The organism is Ruegeria sp. H8 (assembly GCF_056532905.1).
On sequence record NZ_JBQFNY010000010.1, the window covers coordinates 111,732 to 127,963 of the forward strand.

Consider the following 16,232-nt stretch of genomic DNA (forward strand, 5'->3'; position numbering starts at 1 on the left):
ACAGTCCCCATCAGGCTGACATCAGTGCGCTTCTGACAAACTTCTGGTGAGATTGATGAGAGGCAGAAGCGATGAGAGAAGTTCCCGCGCCATTTGATGGGCTGGCCTATGACGGACATCTCGTCTGGGATCGATTCACTCGTGTATTTCATTGGGGGCTGGTAGCGTGCGTTTCCACCGCGTTGGTGTCTGGGTTCCTGCTGGACGCATCTTGGATTCGCCTACACCTGGTTTCCGGTTCCCTTGCCATTGCATTGGTTACTGCCAGAACTGTCTGGGGATTTACCGGCCCTACCTACGCGCGGTTTTCGCAGTTCTTACCAAGCTACCGGCAGGTTATCAGCCATCTGAGGGCCGGAGCGGCTCATGCGCGCCACATCGGGCACAATCCACTTGCTGCCTTGATGGTCTTTGTATTGCTTACCCTGATCGTCGGGCTTGGTTTGACAGGTGTCGCCAGCTTGGGCAGCGGTCTAAAATCAGGGCCGATGGCTGCCTCTTTGCCAGCATCACAGGGCCACATCTGGAGCAAAATTCACGAGTTGGCCGCTTTCGCGCTGTTGAGCTTCATTGCCCTGCATATCGGCGGTGTCGTTCTGGAAAGCCGCCGCAGCCGAGAGAACCTGGCCAGGTCGATGATAACCGGGCGCAAGGAGATGCGCGCCGGGGATTTGACTGCGCCGCCACGGCCTGCGCAGCGGGCGCTTGCCGCCCTTTTCATCTCGGGTCTTGTCATCATCGCCACCGGCGCGATCAACAGGATGTCACAAAGCCCACTGCCGCTCCCGCCGGTTGGGAGTATGGCACTGGTCTACAGCGATGAATGCGCCGCCTGCCACATGGCTTATCACCCGTCCCTGCGTCCTGCCGCATCCTGGCAATTGATGATGGACAAGCTGGACAGTCATTTCGGTGAGGACGCCACTCTGCCAAAGGAGACCGGTGACGAGATTACCGTTTGGCTGGTCAAGCACTCCGCGGAAACTGTGGACAGCAAGCCCGCGACCCTCTGGACGGGTTTGCAAGAAACCCTGCCGGTTGCCCTACCGAACACAGACATCTGGCAACGTCTTCACGGGTCGCTCGCCGATGGCACATTCACCCGCCGCACCATCCATAGCCGCTCGAACTGTTTCGCTTGTCACAGGGATGCCGAGAGCGGCTGGTTCAGCCCTTTTCAGATTTCCGTTCCGAAGGAGCCTAAGCAATGAAACCAGTTCTTGTTCTTTCCGCCATCCTGTTGTCCCAGCCTGTCTTGGCGCAAGACACTTCCCCGCAGGCCTTGGTCGATCAATACAGTGCCGAGGCGGGTGCTGCCCCATCACCGAAAAACGGACGGGCGCTGTTCACGGCCAACCATGCAAGCGGAAAACCCCATACGCCCTCCTGCGTCACCTGTCATTCGGCAGACCCTACAAAAGGCGGTCAGGCCCGCACCGGAAAGCCGATCGACCCCCTGGTTCCGCGCGTGAATTCAGAACGGTTCACCGACATGAAATTTGTCGAAAAATGGTTTGGGCGAAACTGCAACTCTGTTCTCGGCCGCGACTGCAGCGCGCAGGAAAAAGCCGACATCATTTCTTGGTTCATGAGCCTCTGAGGAAAGGACACCACCATGAAACGAATTCTTGCTGTAGCTGCAATAGCTCTGATTTCGGCGCCGGTTCTTGCCAGCGAAGGTGAGTTTATGCGGCCCGTAACTCACGCCGCAACCAAGGCCGAATGCAGCGAATGCCACATGGCCTATCCGGCAGGATTCCTGCCCAGCCGGTCGTGGACAAAGATCATGACCACGCTTGATGACCATTTTGGCGAAAACGCCATGCTGGACGACGCAACTCGCACAGAGATCGAGGCTTACCTGACCCAGAATGCCGCCGACGTCGGAGGGCGTTCGTCCAGCCTCCTCTACCGGATTGCGCCAGAGGATACGCCTCTGCGGATTTCCGAAATGCCCTGGTTCCGCTCGGAACATGACGGCGAGGTCTCGTCCCGAAAACTCCAGAAAGCAGGTTCCATGTCGAACTGCGCCGCATGTCATCGCGGCGCTGATCGAGGGATATTCGAGGACTGACAAACGAGCTTGGCGGGCATTTGCCTTTGGACAGAGTTAACCGCGCCGTCACCCAATTTTGACCCGCGTGTCGGTGACGAACTCGTAGGGGGGCAGATCGAGGTTGCGGGGCGCCGGGCCTTTCCGAATTCTGCCCGACGTGTCGTAATGTGAACCGTGACACGGACAGAACCAACCGTCCCAGTCTCCGGTGGGTTCGCTGCCGCCCTGCCCGAGTGGTATGCATCCCAGATGGGTGCAAACGCCAATAACTACCAGCCATTCCGGTCGCTGTACGCGCTCGGCGTCAGGTTGCGGGTCGATCATTGGTGCATCGTCTTCTGCTATCGCCAGCGCGATCCGCTCTTTAGTCCGGTGGTCGATAAAGATCGGCTTGCCTTTCCATTTAACAGTGATCCTCGTTCCTGGTCCGACACCTTCAAGATCTATGTCGACAACGGCTTGGGCGGAGATGTCTGCACTGGGGTTCATGCTGTTAACAAGTGGCCAGACCGCCGCGCCCGTGGCCACGATGGCGGCACCGCCGGTGACGAAGTATAAGAAATCGCGCCGAGTTTCAGGCTCTGAAGGTGCCTGTCTTTCAGAAAATTCAGACATATTGTTCCTCCTGTGCGTCAGGACGGGTTCATCGAATTATAGGACTCGGACGAGGTGGATCAGTCGCCTTGGTCCTCTTCTTCACCGCGATGCCCCATTCCCTATTCATCAGAGTGATCTTCGTCGGTGTCACCGTGCAATGCCTTTACAGTTAGTGCACCGGCCGTCAGGTGCAGTTCAGTTGCTGCTCTCCGAATTGGATTTGCTAACATGGCAATTTCCCTTCCTTATTGGGTTACAAATTTGTTCTGATCAGTTGGCCGTTGCTGCTCCTTGTTGCGCAGTGTTCTTGCCGCAAAGCCGCCAGCCATACAGGGCGCCGTTCTCAGTGTTTGCCGTGGCCGCGATGCATTAAGAAATGCATGCCCACGCAGACCAGCAAGAACAGCAACGGAGAACTGAGCAAAGGATAGAGTGTCTCGCGGTATTCCCAGCCCAGAACAGCGGCGCCCAACGCGATCGCAATGACAACCGGGAGCCAATTACGCTTGGCACCGTTGGCCGTCTGATCTTCGGTTTTGGGCGCTTCGGCCGTTACGTCAGAGCTGACCCTTTCGGTCGTCTCCTGTGTGGCGCGGGTTTCGTCGAAATTTGATTGGGTCATAGCTGATTTGTCTCCTTTTCGATGATCCATTGTTTGAGAAAGATGCGCTCGTAGGCGAAGACCAAGCCGATGCCAGCAACGGCATATACCACGATCATCGGGTCGGAGCGCAGCTTGAGTATTGTGAACGCGGTCAGGACTACGCAGTCCAGCGCCAGGGCAGTTAACAAGACCCAACCCCGAGCGTTGATCTGACTGCGCAGCCGGTGCCAAACGCCCCAATGCACGGCCATATCCATCACCAGATAAAAGAAAGCACCAAGCGAGGCGATGCGCGACAGGTCGAACAACACCGCGAGCAGACCCGCAATCACGACCGTGTAGATCAGCGTGTGAGACTGGATGCTGCCCGTCATGCCGAAATGGCTGTGCGGGATCATTTTCATGTCGGTCAGCATTGCCAGCATCCGTGATACGGCGAACACACTGGCAATCAGTCCTGAGGCGGTGGCAACCATCGCCAGCGCAACGGTCAGGTAGAAACCACCCTGCCCCAAGACTGGTCGGGCGGCTTCTGCCAAGGCATAGTCCTGTGCGGCACGGATCTGGTCGGGTGGCAGGCTGGCACCCACGGCGAAGGCGACCAACAGATAGATCACTGCGCAGATCGCGATCGAGATCATGATGGTGCGCCCGACATTGCGGTGTGGGTCGACGATCTCGGCACCGCTATTAGTGATTGTGGTAAATCCCTTGAACGCAAGGATCGAAAGAGCCACGGACGCGATGAAACCCAGCGGCCCGGCGGGGGCGGTGCCTTGCGCCTGCCAGTCGCCGCCCGCAGCCCACAGCGCGGCAACGCCAAACACTGCGATCCCACCGATCTTGAGCACAGACATGACAATGGACCACAACCCCACCGAGCGGTTCCCCGACCGGTTGACCGCGTAGGCGAAGACGATCAGCGAAACCGCGACCATCGGCACCAACGGCCCATCTTCGATGTTGAATGGGCGGAGCGCGTAGGTTGCGAATGTGCGTGCCACGAGGCTTTCGTTGATCACCATCGACAGCGCCATCAACAATGAAGCCGCGGCCGCTACAGCACCCGGTCCATATGCTTTTGTCAGGATCATCGCGATCCCGCCCGAAGACGGCCAGGCGTTGGACATGGCAATATAGGTGTAGGCGCTGAAAACCGTCACGACGGCTCCGACTACGAAAGACAGCGGAAACCATGGCCCAGCGAGCCCAGCGATCTGGCCTGTCAGAGCAAATATCCCCGCACCGATCATGACACCGGTGCCCATAGCGACCGCACCCGTCAGCGATATCGAACCTGATTTCAAGTTGCCTACGCCCTCGTGCGTCATATGCTTGTGCGCGCTCAAACCTTCGCCCCCCTCAGGCGTAGCGCATTCAACACCACTGAAATCGACGAAGCGCTCATGGCGAAGGCGGCGAACATAGGGCTGATCAGGATGCCGAAAAGCGGGAACAGAAGACCCGCCGCCACCGGAACGCCCGAGGCGTTGTAGATCAGGGCAAAGAATAGGTTTTGCCGGATATTGCGCATGGTAGCGCGGGCCAGCCTACGGGCGCGCACGATGCCATCAAGGCTTCCGTTGACCAGCGTGAAGCCTGCACTTTCGATCGCCACGTCGGCACCGGTCCCCATGGCGATGCCCACATCGGACTGCGCTAACGCGGGTGCGTCGTTCACTCCGTCACCCGCCATGGCGACCTTTGCGCCTTTCTCCTGCAGTTCGCGAATTATGCGGGCCTTGTCCTCGGGCAGTACGTCGGCTCGAATCTCATCGATACCCAGACGTTCGGCCACCGCCTTTGCAGTGCGTTCGTTGTCGCCAGTCGCCATGATGATCCGGAAACCCAGTTCGTGCAGCGCCTTGAGTGCGGCTGGTGTTGTTTCCTTGACCGGGTCGGCGACGCAGACCAACCCCGCCACTGAACCATCAAGCATCACGAACATCACCGTTTCGCCGTCATCCCGACGCGCATTGGCCTTGGCCGTCAGTTCGGCCGCCTCGAGTCCGAGATCGGTGACCAGTTTCAGATTGCCGAGCGCGACGGGGCGGCCATCCACCGTGCCTTTCACGCCTTTACCAGTCACCGCCTCGAAGTCACTGGCGTCGGACAGGGCTACGCCACGTTCCTCGGCTCCTGTGACGATTGCCTCAGCTAACGGGTGCTCCGAGCCCTTCTCCAGCGTTGCGGCCAGCCGCAGCACCTCGACCTCGTCATGGCCAGGTTCGGGTAATACAGCCACAAGCTTTGGCTTGCCCATGGTCAGCGTGCCAGTTTTGTCGACGATCAAAGTATCGATCTTCTCGAACCGCTCCAGCGCTTCGGCATTTTTGATCAGCACTCCGGCCTGCGCCCCGCGCCCCGTGGCCGTCATGATCGACATCGGAGTGGCCAGGCCAAGCGCGCACGGGCAAGCTATGATCAGTACCGACACCGCTGCGATCAAGGCGTAGGAGAGCGCCGGAGCCGGTCCCCAAATTGCCCATGCAATAAAGGCCAGCGCAGCTATACTTATGACCGCCGGTACAAACCAGCCCGCCACTTTGTCAGCGTATTTCTGAATTGGTGCGCGCGAGCGTTGCGCGTTGGCCACCATTTCGACAATCTGGGACAGCATTGTGTCAGAGCCCACTCGGGTTGCTTCGATCACAAGGCTACCGGTGCCGTTGATTGTGGCCCCTGTGACCGGCTCGCCTTGTACCTTTTCGACCGGAACCGGTTCGCCAGAGATCATGCTTTCGTCAACAGATGAGCGCCCTTCGAGTACAATGCCGTCTACTGGCACCTTGTCGCCGGGGCGTACGCGAAGGCGGTCACCTACCTGTACTTCTTCAAGCGGAATTTCCTCTTCACTGCTGTCAGGGCGGATAATGCGGGCGGTCTTTGCGGCCATGTCCAGCAAAGCGCGGATTGCCTTTCCTGTGCCTTCGCGTGCCCGCAGTTCCATCACCTGCCCGAGCAGAACAAGTGTAACGATAACTGCGGCCGCTTCGAAATAGACCCCAACATGGCCTTCTGAATCTCGAAAACCGTCCGGAAATATGTGGGGCATCAATACGGCGACAACGCTGAACAGCCACGCGGCCGAAACCCCCATGGCAATCAACGAGAACATGTTCAGGTTCATGGTGCGAAACGAATTCCACCCTCGTTCCAGAAATGGCCAACCGCACCAAAGAACAACCGGAGTGCCAAGTATCAGTTCAATCCATAGGGTTGTTCGCTCACCAAAAATCTCTCGCACACCAGACAGCCCAACGTAGGGGCCCATCGTGAAAACCAAAAGTGGAAGCGTCAGAATCGCACCTACCCATAGGCGCCGAGTGAAATCCACCAGTTCCGGGTTCGGCCCCTCGTCCACCATCGCCGCGCTTTCCAGCTCCAACCCCATGCCGCAGAGTGGACAGGACCCGGGATGGGTTTGCCGCACCTGCGGATGCATCGGGCAGGTATATACGGGTCCGTCATAGCCTGTCGGAACGATGTCATATTCACCGTTCTCGTCCGTCGCGCCATGATGCGCGGAATGGTGGTGATGCGCATGCGCATCCACCTCGCCCTCGGGCACAAGGTGCATCCCGCATTTGGGACAGTCGCCGGGCCCAGATTGACGCACGTCAGAATGCATGGGGCAGACGTAAGCGACCTCGGTCGGGCCGTTCGCGTGGATTCTGATGTCGTGGTCTTCTGTCATGTTCTGCTCCCTGGTTTAAGCTTTGGTCGTAGAGCCGTTTAATTACGCAATGCCGGGCACAGTCCTTCAGGGCAGAACAACCATCTGGTGGCCCTCACCCAGTATCGGCATTTCGGTAATAGCCGTCAGGCTGACTTGATCGACGATCCAGACCTTCGGTTCGGTTCGGCTTGATACCATCACTTTGCCTGAGTTCGGTATGGTCGTCAGGTGATAAGGTGCCGGTGACAGGTTGGTCGAGCGCTGTTTGCCCGTAGCAAGATCAATCGACAACAACCGGTCGGTGCCTTTGGCGGCCACGAACAGTACGCCCTCGCGGTCGGACAGGCCGATCCCGTGCAACTCGCCTCCAATGTCATAGGTTTCGGTGACAGAACCGCTGGCAAGATCTACGCGGAAGGCCTTGCCACCATCACTGTCGGCTACGAAGGCGGCGCTGCCGGTGGCGTTAAGTACAAGATGCTCAGGGCCTTCGCCGACGGGCATGTTGCGTACGACGAAGCCTTTGACGACATCCACTTCGCTAAGTGTACCATTGCCGGTATTGGTGACATAGACCCTGTCGCCGTCAGGCGCGAATACCGCATAGTTGGGCATTGGCCCGGTTGCTACGAAACCAAGGAAGCTGAGCTTATCGAGATCGACGATCGAAATACCGTCACCGCCCGGATGGGTCGCCACCGCGAACCGCCCGTCGGGCGACACCGCAGTGTGATGCACCGCACCTGGAACCTCGATCTGGCGGACGACCTCGCGTGTTTCCGCATCAAGGATCGTCAGCAGGCTCCGCCCCTTGTCTTTGGGCAACGCAGTGACATCGCGCTTGGCGTGGTGCGCAGCGTGTTCATCCTTGGACATACCTTCGGGTTTTGGTGGCGTTGTGGCCTCGGTTTCTGCGTAGCTGCCCGCGACCAGGTACTTAAAGCCGGGCGCGCCGGCCAGCCCATGGACCGCCACGAGCCTCGGCAGCCGCTCGACGGTCTTGCCGGTTTCGGAGTCGATCACCAGAACCGAGTCCGCGCTGCCTTCGGGAATGAACACGGTTGCCGCCAGCGTGAGCGAAGGCGCAGTCAAAGCTGCGACGGACAGGCCTGCGGCCAGATTGAACAGGGTCATTTAGGTTTCCTTTCGTCAACTGAAACGCGCGCATTGGCGGGCACGTGCAGAAAAATCCGGTAGATGACGGCCATCAGGAAGGGCGTCAAAAGCAGGGTCAGAGCGATGGCCTTCATGGCTTTGTCCTTTCAATCAGTTGAGTTTTGTGCGAGCCGCAAAGACATTGAACAGTCCGCCGAACAGCAACGCGGCGTACCAGCCGTAGAGAAACGCCCATAACAGTCCCAACAGGAATGAGGGCAGGCTGAGCCAAGTCATTCCGGGCATCAGGCCGATCCAAGCCCGGTACATGGCAAAACTTGGAAAGATCAGGTCAAAGGCCACGCACAGCAGGTAGGTTGCGGCCAGAAACAGGCTGAGCGCCCAGCCAAGGGTTGTCACCGGAACACCGGGATGATGTTCTTGTGTCCCCATCACACAGGGGCCACAGGTCAGGCGCAACAGTGCGAATAGCACCACGCCCGTGACGAAAAAGTACAGAATGGTAAGCATGGTAAGTGTCCTGAACTGAGTTGGGCCGCAATCAACGGCTTGGGCAAGACCCCGGAGCGATTCCGGAGCCATTGCCGGTCACGTTCAGGACAGGTTTGGCGGATGTGGTAGTGGTGCGACCGGCAGGCTTGCGCGTGGCCGGAACCGTTCTGGCGCCACGGGCGTAGCAATACGCATCGAGAGCAATTCAGGTGCCGCCATAACTGCCATCGCATAGCAGCCCGGGTGCACTGAGCAGTCTAATTCTTCTGATGGATGAGACGCGGGATACCCACCGCTGTCATCGATCACAAGCTCGGCCTGGGTGGCGGCCTTCGCGATGTCATGCCCGGCATGGGACGGCACAACAGAGATCAGCATCGAAACCACCAACGCACAGATCAACAGGACCTGCAGCCGGCCCATGGCTCGGGCCGTCCGTGTCGCAGTTGATATCCATTGTGCGCGGATCACTTAGGGTTTCCTCCATTCTCCAACAGTTTAGGGCCGCTTGGACCGGTCGCATTGATCTGGCTCAATTCGTGGTCTGAAGAGCCAACAGGCATCTTGCGTTTCCAAGCCAACCAGATAAGTGGCGCCCCCGTCAACAGCCCAAGCCCGATAACCGCAAGGCTGGTGCCGCCTGTCGCGGTTTCGGTAATCTGGCTGCCCAGATGGGCCAGAACGAAACTGGCCGGCAGGAGTCCAGCCAAGGTGGCCAGTGCGAACCGCCAAAATTGAAGTCGGGTCAGACCGGCGGCATAGCTGACCATGTCGAAAGAAACGAAAGGCATCAGGCGGCTGGTGAACACGGTCAACATCAGGGCATTCTGCGATCCAAGCAACCCCAAGTCCAGCTTGTCGCCGAACCACTGGCGCAGCGCGTCGCGCCCCAACCAACGGGCTATCAGGAACGCCAGCAGCGCCCCCAACTCCGCTCCGATAGCAACCAATGCGGTTCCCAGCCCATGCCCATATGCCACCCCGGCAGCGACAGCGATCGGAGCGCTGGGGATTGGGCTGGCAACCACTGCGGCTGTCATGAAGCCGATGATGACAACGGGTCCGAACGGGCCGGCCCAATCCACCCACGCAGTAATGACTTCGCGCGATAGTCCTGCGTCCAACGCGCCAGACAGCCACAACCAGATGGTGGCGATCAGCAACGCGATCAAAACCGCGATGAAAACCAAACGGCTATTGCTGTGCAGGCCCTCCAGCTTTCGTTCCTCCTATGACATAGCCCTCCACCCCTAAACGGGAGTGACGGATTCCGAGGTCACTTAGCGATGTATTTGATCAGCGCTACGATCGCCAGAACGATCAACACTGCGATCAGCAACATCCAGATCATTCCAAACCCCATTCCAGCGCCATAGCCCATCATCGCTTTGTTCCTCAGTGGTTTGTGCCGAGTGCGATGACCCGGCTACACGGTTGCGTTTCAGTTGTTGGTTTCAGAAGCCTTTGTCACAGGTTTCGAGGCCTTCATGCCGTGTTTCGGCGACATCGTCTTTGCGCCTTTCTCGATTTCCCCTGTGGTCACAACGCCATCGCCATTGGCATCAAGATGCTGAAATCGGTCCACCATGGTTTCGCGGATCATCCCGGAATGCAGCGCTTCGAACTCATCAATCGACAGGTTGCCATCTCCATTGACGTCATGCGCCTGCATCCGGGCCTTCAGACCTTCGGCGATCTCAGATTCGCTCGGGCGACCGTCCTCGTCCATGTCCAGAACCGCCAGCCAGTTGCCGCCCATCATCTGGCCATGCATTTTCACCATCATTTGCATCATGCCTGCGTGATCGCCCATCATGCCGCCGGGCGCACCCTGCATCATGCCGCCCTCATGGCCCTGCATCTGCGCGCTGCTGCCATGCTGACCGGCGGCAAGCGCGGGCAGCGCCATCAAAGTCGCGGCAATGGCTCCAGCGGCCAGCGTGAAGGTACGTTTCATGACTTTCACCTCTCGGGTTTTTGTTTCTACACAAAGCATATGGCCGCCCTCGGTCGCGCCACCACCCCCCTGCTCAACCCGGTTTGTATCGTTGTGTCGCAGCCCGCCCAACTGATACAAAGGGATACAAAAAAGCCGGGATTTGTACCGCGCCGGGGCTTATGATTGCGCCATGACTGAAGCACCACATATCTTGATTGTCGACGACCACCGCGAAATCCGTGATGCTGTCAGCCGCTATCTGGAAAAGAATGGGTTGCGCGCCAGTACCGCGCGCGACGCAACCGAGATGGACGCACGACTGGCGGCCGGTCGGATTGATCTTATCGTACTCGACATCATGATGCCGGGCGAAAACGGATTGTCGGTCTGTCGCCGCCTGTCCGCGGCCGGTGGCCCGCCGATCCTGATGCTGACAGCCCTCAGCGATGACACCGACCGTATCGTGGGTTTAGAGATCGGCGCCGATGACTACCTGCCCAAACCATTCAACCCACGTGAATTGCTGGCCCGGATCAAGGCGATCCTGCGGCGTTCCGAAACCACCGTCCCCCCGGCTGGCGATCTGAGCGGCAAACGGATCGCCTTTGGAAGCTGGGTTCTGGATGCCGACAGTCGCACCTTGATATCCGCCGAAGGGGCCGAAGAAAGTCTGACCACCGCCGATGTCCGGCTGCTGGCCGTATTCCTGCAGCGGCCCCGCAAACTCCTGTCGCGAGACGAACTGCTGGATTTGACCGCCGGCCGCAGCCCGCACTTGTTCGACCGTACGATCGACAACCAGGTCAGCCGCTTGCGTCGCAAGATCGAAGCTGACCCAACGCGGCCGAAGCTCATCACCACGATAAGAGGTGGCGGTTATTGCCTGTCGACCGACGTGAGCGAGCTTACGGGATGAAAGCCTTTGCCCAAAGTCTGCGCGGTCAGCTTATCCTTTTGATCATCGCCGCGCTGGCTGCCGCGCAACTGGTCAGCCTGTGGCTGTTCGTCGACGAACGCTCAATGGCAGTGCACATGGCCCTTGGCCTGGAAACCGCCGGACGCGCCGCAAACATCGCGCGGCTGATTGAAGAAGCTCCACCCGAGATGCACGACGCGATCCTGCGGGCGGCAAGTTCTCCACTGGTGCGTTTCAGCCTTACAGATACGCCCGCAGTCGATCACACCGGACATAGCGCTGGTGGGACGGTCGAAAACACAATCCGCAGAATTCTGCCAGGCTATGAAAACCGTCCCATCCGGGTAGAGTTGCATGAGTTCTCTCCCGATATGCTGCCGGTTGAAGGTGTTCCGTCTACAATGGCTGAAATGCACATGGCAATGATGCGTGATCACGTTTCCGCAATTGAAATGCAGCTGTCGATCGCTCTGACGACCGATCAATGGCTCAACGTGGATACCCGGTTCCATAACCCTCCTCTGCAATGGCCTTTGCAGTCCTTCGTCAGCTTCGGTTTCACTGCAACTTTAATTCTTGGAGCAGCCATTTGGTTTCTACTGACACGGCTGACCGGCCCGTTGCGCCGCCTGTCACTGGCTGCAGACCAGTTTGGTCGCGGTGAAGACGTCCAGGAACTGACGGTTTCTGGTCCGACCGAGGTGCGAGATTTGACGCAGGCGTTCAACCATATGCGTGATAGGCTGACTCGCTATGTTGCCGATCGGACCAGACTATTGGGGGCGCTGGGTCACGATTTGCGGTCGCCACTGACGGGATTGCGGGTTCGCGCCGAACTGGTGGAGGAAGAGGAGACCCGTGACCATCTGATCGAGACCATCGAGGAAATGCAGGAGATGGTGGACTCCACCCTGTCATTTGCCAAGGGCGTGGCCACGCGCGAACCTTCCAGTACCGTCCCAATTGGTGAATTCGTAACCAAAACGACCGAAGACATTGTGCAAGCCGGTGACACGGTTGAAGTATCGGTCGCAGACAATCCGGCCGTCACGCTTCGGCCGATGCTGATGAAGCGAGCTCTGCGCAATATCATTGAAAACGCCTGCCGGTATGGTGCCCGGGCCAACGTCTCAGTCATGCAAGAGGGGAATGAGGCAAAAATATTGATCCAGGATCAGGGGCCCGGCATCCCCGAGCATATGCTCGATGCGGTATTCGACCCATTCGTGCGGCTTGAAACATCCCGCTCGCGAGAGACTGGCGGAACCGGCTTGGGGCTGTCGATCGCACGTACGATCATCCAGTCGCACGGTGGCACGATAGAATTGCTAAACGGGGAAACTGGCGGTTTGTGCGCTAAGGTGGTTCTGCCAGTTTTTGAGGGCCAAACGTAACTTGTGAACACAATCGGCATGCCCCGAAAGCTTATTGGAAGCGTACCGCTTTGGGCCAGTTTCAGGTGTGGGCTCAAACGCAGCGGCGGAGAACACTGAACTGGAAAGACTGACTTTCCCCCCAAGAGGTTTGGTGCAGGTGATGGCGATGCGCGACGAGTTCAAAGTGTTCCTCAAAAAGCACGGCGATATCGCTCGGACTATAGCGGGCGACAGGGAGACCACTGCAAGTCTCCGGCCCATCAAGTGCAAACGTAGCAATGATCACATGGCCGCCAATTTTTACCCCTTTCTTCACGCTTTCCAGATAGGCCGCGCGTTGCGATGTATCCACGAGAAAGTGAAAAACCGCCCTATCATGCCAGACGTCATATCTGCGATCGGGGACCCAAGAAGTTATATCTGCAGAAATCCAAGTGACTGTTTCAGCGGCGCGCCCCAACCTTTCCCGGGCCGTGTCCAACGCGACCTGCGATAGATCGAGAACTGTCACGTCATGGAGCCCCTTCGCAAGCAACGCTCCAGCAAGACGAGATGTACCTCCACCAATGTCGATGACGGATGAAGGCTTAGACACTCTGATCAACTCGATGAGTTCAAGCGATATCTCTGGATCATCCTCGTGCCAACTCAATTGGGTGTCAAACTTCTCGCCATAGACATCGTCCCAGTGCTCTCTTGTGTTAGCTGTCATGTCGTATCGTTTTCCCAAGTCGTCGCCCTGGAGATATCCTCATTTTGACCGCTCCGCGCTGCGTTTTCGACTGAAGCAAAAACCAACAAGGCAACGCCCCAGACAATTCGACGCTGGTCCGTTGAATGGCCGCGTGAAGTCATCTCGGCGACAATGTAGTACACACATTCCAATTGTGAAATGTTTTAGGTGGGATTTGCTTGTCGGTCAGATTTCCACTGGGCTGCGCAAGTAGCTCCAGAATTTTGCGCAGTTTAACTGCAGTGGCGCGGGCCGGAGATACCGAAGCGTTGGCAGTTTGTGTACTGCTTGCCTGGATTGCTCTGTTCAATCAGTATAGCCGGAAGATTTTCTGAGCTTTGGAGCTTCAATCAGTCAACGAATTGCTTAAAGCGCCTTTAACCGACAATGGACTGATAACTTATGAGCAGAGCCACAGATCGTTGAAATACGATTTGGTTCTTGAGTGGCTCCTACTCCATTTCTCTTAGTTCATAGAATTTCCTACAGTCGTTGAAACGGCGAACAATCACATCATTGGTGAATAGCTGCCGCATCAACAGACTCAGTTTTTCATGATCGCGCCGATCGCATACATACCATCATCGCTTTTGACCAACATCAGTGTGACTTCGTCACCTGCGCTGATCTCACCCATCATCTGGGCATTCTCAAGAAGCTGCAAATCCATCGTCATCGCGGGCCACCCGATCTCGGGGATCGGATCATGGCTGACGTTAGCGGTTTCGTCGCCAATTGAGTTCACCAAAGCCTTTGCGTGGACCGCACCTTCCATCTGTTCGGAAGACATGGGCATGTTGGAATGGTCCATGCCGTGGTTCGTTTGCGCGATGCCGGATGTTGTAGACACGGCCAATAGGGCCAAAATTGCAGTCAAAGTTTTCATCAGATGCTCCTGTTTCAAGGTTGTGGGTATTATTCTGCCGGAAGCGCAGGGGGCACTTCCTGGATCGTGTGGGAGATCTCTCGGTTCACGCGATTGAGCGCGAGCCGTTTCCAAATCACGAATATTGCGGGAATGACAAAAAGCGTAAGAAGGGTCGCTGTCACCATGCCCCCAATCATCGGCGCAGCGATCCGCTGCATGATTTCAGAGCCTGTACCGGTGCCGTACATGATGGGTATCAGTGCTGCAAAGATCGTGGCTACAGTCATTACCTTCGGCCGAACCCGAAGAACGGCTCCTTCGAACACCGCGTCTTCGATATCGTCACGTGTCAGCTTTCGCTGTTCCGATTGCGCCAGCCCTCGACGTTTCTCCCAAGCAAGATTGAGGTACAACAACATGACAATCGCTGTTTCCACGGCAACTCCCGCCAGCGCGATGAAGCCCACGAGCACAGCAATTGAGATATCGAAGTTAAGATACCATAAGAACCAAACCCCACCTGCCAATGCGACCGGGAGCGCCGCAAGAATTATCCCGACCTCAATCACCCGATTGAACGCCAAGAAAAGCATGAGCGTGATAATTAGCAGGGTTGCAGGAGCAACGATCGTCAACCTGTCCTGCATTCTCTCTATGTACTCATACTGCCCTGACCAAGTCAGCGAGTAACCTGGAGGCAGGTCGACCTTTTCTGTAACCACCTCTTGTGCTTCGGCCACATAGCCGCCCAGGTCGCGCCCCGCGATGTCGATGAACACGAACCCAGTTCGTCGAGCGTTCTCTGATCGTATCATTCCCGGCCCGTCAACTATTCGAATATCGGCGAGAGCGGACAGTGGCACATGAGCACCCGACGGCGTGACGACAGGAAGATTTTCGAGCCGTTCCGGGCTGTCTCGCCATGCCTGAGGGTACCGAAGGTTTATAGGAAACCTCTCCAGCCCCTCCACAGATTCCGACACTTGCATACCGCCAATTGCGGTCTGCACTACGTCCTGAACTTCTCGAACACTCATCATGTATCGGGAGGCGGCATCTCGTTTGACGTCGATTTCGATGAAACGCCCGCCAACAGGTCGCTCTGCGTAGGCGGAAGCCGTTCCATCAATATCAGCGACCGCACGCTCTACTTCGATCCCTATATCTGTAATGACCTCCAAGTCGGTGCCGGATATTTTGACACCGACAGGAGTACGGATACCTGTCGCAAGCATATCGATGCGGTTCTTGATAGGTTGGATCCAAACATTTGTAACGCCCGGAACCTGAACGATACGATCGAGCTCATTCCGGATTTTCTCCATTGTCATGCCGGGGCGCCATTCTTCTTCCGGCTTGAGTTGGATTGTGGTCTCCACCATCGTTAGAGGTGCTGGATCGGTTGCAGTCTCCGCACGCCCAACTTTACCGTGAACAGTTTCGACTTCTGGCACGGTCGCGATCAGGCGGTTGGTCTGCTGCAGTACCTCACGGGCTTTTCCCGTCGAGATCCCGGGGTAGAAGCTCGGCATGTAGAGAAAATCACCTTCGTTCAACTCGGGCATGAATTCAGAGCCAATTCTCTGGTACGGGTACCACATGGACGTCACCAAAACGCCAGCCAAAAGTGTTGTTGCCCATGGCCAGGCAATTGCCGCGTCCAGAAATGGGCGGTACACGAACACGACCAAACGATTTAGCGGATTTTTTCGCTCAGGTAGAATACGCCCCCTTACAAAGTAACCCATTAAAACCGGGACCAGCGTTATCGAAAGGATGGCGGCTGCAGCCATGGCGTAGGTCTTGGTATAAGCGAGTGGCGAGAAGAGCCTACCTTCCTGATTTTCCAAAACGAA

The 16,232-nt window shown here is 57.3% G+C and carries 17 protein-coding genes; 5 read left to right on the plus strand and 12 right to left on the minus strand.

Annotated features, from left to right (window positions below; translation table 11 throughout):
- Nucleotides 1-71: 71 nt before the first annotated feature.
- Genes ACR0A2_RS19085 through ACR0A2_RS19095 form a run of 3 tightly spaced genes read left to right on the plus strand, consistent with a single transcriptional unit; the run spans nt 72 to nt 2,074 of the window.
- A complete protein-coding gene (locus ACR0A2_RS19085) occupies nt 72-1,211 on the plus strand; it encodes a cytochrome b/b6 domain-containing protein (protein WP_152460759.1) in 1,140 nt (379 codons plus the stop codon).
- The gene (locus ACR0A2_RS19090) at nt 1,208-1,600 is read left to right on the plus strand and encodes a DUF1924 domain-containing protein (protein WP_152460760.1); all 393 of its coding nucleotides are present in this window, start codon (nt 1,208-1,210) and stop codon (nt 1,598-1,600) included. The genes ACR0A2_RS19085 and ACR0A2_RS19090 overlap by 4 nt, the downstream gene beginning before the upstream one ends.
- A gap of 15 nt (nt 1,601-1,615) precedes the next feature.
- Entirely contained in the window at nt 1,616-2,074 is a 459-nt protein-coding gene (locus ACR0A2_RS19095; protein ID WP_152460761.1) for a diheme cytochrome c, read from the plus strand.
- A 48-nt stretch (nt 2,075-2,122) separates the two neighbouring features.
- Here the strand turns inward: ACR0A2_RS19095 and petA are convergent, their stop codons facing one another.
- The 9 genes from petA to ACR0A2_RS19140 all read right to left on the minus strand — a co-directional run bounded on the left by petA (nt 2,123) and on the right by ACR0A2_RS19140 (nt 10,501).
- Nucleotides 2,123-2,671 carry a ubiquinol-cytochrome c reductase iron-sulfur subunit gene (gene petA / locus ACR0A2_RS19100; protein ID WP_050605700.1) on the minus strand — a complete coding sequence of 183 codons (549 nt, stop codon included), beginning with the start codon at nt 2,669-2,671 and terminating at the stop codon, nt 2,123-2,125.
- A gap of 325 nt (nt 2,672-2,996) precedes the next feature.
- Nucleotides 2,997-3,275, minus strand: coding sequence for a DUF2933 domain-containing protein (locus ACR0A2_RS19105; RefSeq protein ID WP_170417934.1), 279 nt, complete (start codon nt 3,273-3,275; stop codon nt 2,997-2,999).
- A complete protein-coding gene (locus ACR0A2_RS19110; RefSeq protein ID WP_170602131.1) occupies nt 3,272-4,588 on the minus strand; it encodes an APC family permease in 1,317 nt (438 codons plus the stop codon). Before ACR0A2_RS19110 ends, ACR0A2_RS19105 begins: the two co-directional genes overlap by 4 nt.
- A 14-nt stretch (nt 4,589-4,602) precedes the next feature.
- Nucleotides 4,603-6,888, minus strand: coding sequence for a copper-transporting P-type ATPase (locus ACR0A2_RS19115; protein ID WP_170602128.1), 2,286 nt, complete (start codon nt 6,886-6,888; stop codon nt 4,603-4,605).
- 132 nt (nt 6,889-7,020) lie between these two features.
- A complete protein-coding gene (locus ACR0A2_RS19120; RefSeq protein WP_170417931.1) occupies nt 7,021-8,070 on the minus strand; it encodes a YncE family protein in 1,050 nt (349 codons plus the stop codon).
- A gap of 132 nt (nt 8,071-8,202) precedes the next feature.
- A complete protein-coding gene (locus tag ACR0A2_RS19125; protein WP_152460765.1) occupies nt 8,203-8,562 on the minus strand; it encodes a hypothetical protein in 360 nt (119 codons plus the stop codon).
- 84 nt (nt 8,563-8,646) lie between these two features.
- Entirely contained in the window at nt 8,647-8,967 is a 321-nt protein-coding gene (locus ACR0A2_RS19130) for a hypothetical protein (protein WP_050605704.1), read from the minus strand.
- A 44-nt stretch (nt 8,968-9,011) separates the two neighbouring features.
- Nucleotides 9,012-9,734 carry a TVP38/TMEM64 family protein gene (locus ACR0A2_RS19135; protein ID WP_331252139.1) on the minus strand — a complete coding sequence of 241 codons (723 nt, stop codon included), beginning with the start codon at nt 9,732-9,734 and terminating at the stop codon, nt 9,012-9,014.
- 251 nt (nt 9,735-9,985) lie between these two features.
- Nucleotides 9,986-10,501 (minus strand): EF-hand domain-containing protein, encoded by a 516-nt coding sequence (locus ACR0A2_RS19140; RefSeq protein ID WP_170417928.1) that lies wholly within the window; start codon nt 10,499-10,501, stop codon nt 9,986-9,988.
- A 172-nt stretch (nt 10,502-10,673) separates the two neighbouring features.
- Between ACR0A2_RS19140 and ACR0A2_RS19145 the strand changes: the two genes are divergently transcribed.
- Nucleotides 10,674-11,399 carry a response regulator gene (locus ACR0A2_RS19145; RefSeq protein ID WP_170417925.1) on the plus strand — a complete coding sequence of 242 codons (726 nt, stop codon included), beginning with the start codon at nt 10,674-10,676 and terminating at the stop codon, nt 11,397-11,399.
- A complete protein-coding gene (locus ACR0A2_RS19150; protein ID WP_050605707.1) occupies nt 11,396-12,793 on the plus strand; it encodes an ATP-binding protein in 1,398 nt (465 codons plus the stop codon). The genes ACR0A2_RS19145 and ACR0A2_RS19150 overlap by 4 nt, the downstream gene beginning before the upstream one ends.
- A 73-nt stretch (nt 12,794-12,866) precedes the next feature.
- On the opposite strand, the gene ACR0A2_RS19155 is transcribed toward ACR0A2_RS19150, so the two are convergent.
- From ACR0A2_RS19155 to ACR0A2_RS19165, 3 genes are all read right to left on the minus strand, one after another.
- Complete coding sequence (locus ACR0A2_RS19155; RefSeq protein WP_170417923.1) at nt 12,867-13,487, minus strand: class I SAM-dependent methyltransferase; 621 nt, start codon at nt 13,485-13,487, stop codon at nt 12,867-12,869.
- A 565-nt stretch (nt 13,488-14,052) separates the two neighbouring features.
- Nucleotides 14,053-14,394 carry a copper-binding protein gene (locus ACR0A2_RS19160; RefSeq protein WP_170417920.1) on the minus strand — a complete coding sequence of 114 codons (342 nt, stop codon included), beginning with the start codon at nt 14,392-14,394 and terminating at the stop codon, nt 14,053-14,055.
- Between the two features lie 29 nt (nt 14,395-14,423).
- A partial coding sequence (locus ACR0A2_RS19165; protein WP_480836678.1) for an efflux RND transporter permease subunit occupies nt 14,424-16,232 on the minus strand: 1,809 nt, incomplete at its 5' end.

Coding starts and splice junctions, on each gene's coding strand:
- ACR0A2_RS19085 (WP_152460759.1), top strand. CDS start 72: ATGAGAGAAGTTCCCGCGCCATTTGATGGGCTGGCCTATGACGGACAT.
- ACR0A2_RS19090 (WP_152460760.1), top strand. CDS start 1,208: ATGAAACCAGTTCTTGTTCTTTCCGCCATCCTGTTGTCCCAGCCTGTC.
- ACR0A2_RS19095 (WP_152460761.1), top strand. CDS start 1,616: ATGAAACGAATTCTTGCTGTAGCTGCAATAGCTCTGATTTCGGCGCCG.
- petA (WP_050605700.1), bottom strand. CDS start 2,671: ATGTCTGAATTTTCTGAAAGACAGGCACCTTCAGAGCCTGAAACTCGG.
- ACR0A2_RS19105 (WP_170417934.1), bottom strand. CDS start 3,275: ATGACCCAATCAAATTTCGACGAAACCCGCGCCACACAGGAGACGACC.
- ACR0A2_RS19110 (WP_170602131.1), bottom strand. CDS start 4,588: ATGACGCACGAGGGCGTAGGCAACTTGAAATCAGGTTCGATATCGCTG.
- ACR0A2_RS19115 (WP_170602128.1), bottom strand. CDS start 6,888: ATGCATTCTGACGTGCGTCAATCTGGGCCCGGCGACTGTCCCAAATGC.
- ACR0A2_RS19120 (WP_170417931.1), bottom strand. CDS start 8,070: ATGACCCTGTTCAATCTGGCCGCAGGCCTGTCCGTCGCAGCTTTGACT.
- ACR0A2_RS19125 (WP_152460765.1), bottom strand. CDS start 8,562: ATGCTTACCATTCTGTACTTTTTCGTCACGGGCGTGGTGCTATTCGCA.
- ACR0A2_RS19130 (WP_050605704.1), bottom strand. CDS start 8,967: ATGGGCCGGCTGCAGGTCCTGTTGATCTGTGCGTTGGTGGTTTCGATG.
- ACR0A2_RS19140 (WP_170417928.1), bottom strand. CDS start 10,501: ATGAAACGTACCTTCACGCTGGCCGCTGGAGCCATTGCCGCGACTTTG.
- ACR0A2_RS19145 (WP_170417925.1), top strand. CDS start 10,674: ATGACTGAAGCACCACATATCTTGATTGTCGACGACCACCGCGAAATC.
- ACR0A2_RS19150 (WP_050605707.1), top strand. CDS start 11,396: ATGAAAGCCTTTGCCCAAAGTCTGCGCGGTCAGCTTATCCTTTTGATC.
- ACR0A2_RS19155 (WP_170417923.1), bottom strand. CDS start 13,487: ATGACAGCTAACACAAGAGAGCACTGGGACGATGTCTATGGCGAGAAG.
- ACR0A2_RS19160 (WP_170417920.1), bottom strand. CDS start 14,394: ATGAAAACTTTGACTGCAATTTTGGCCCTATTGGCCGTGTCTACAACA.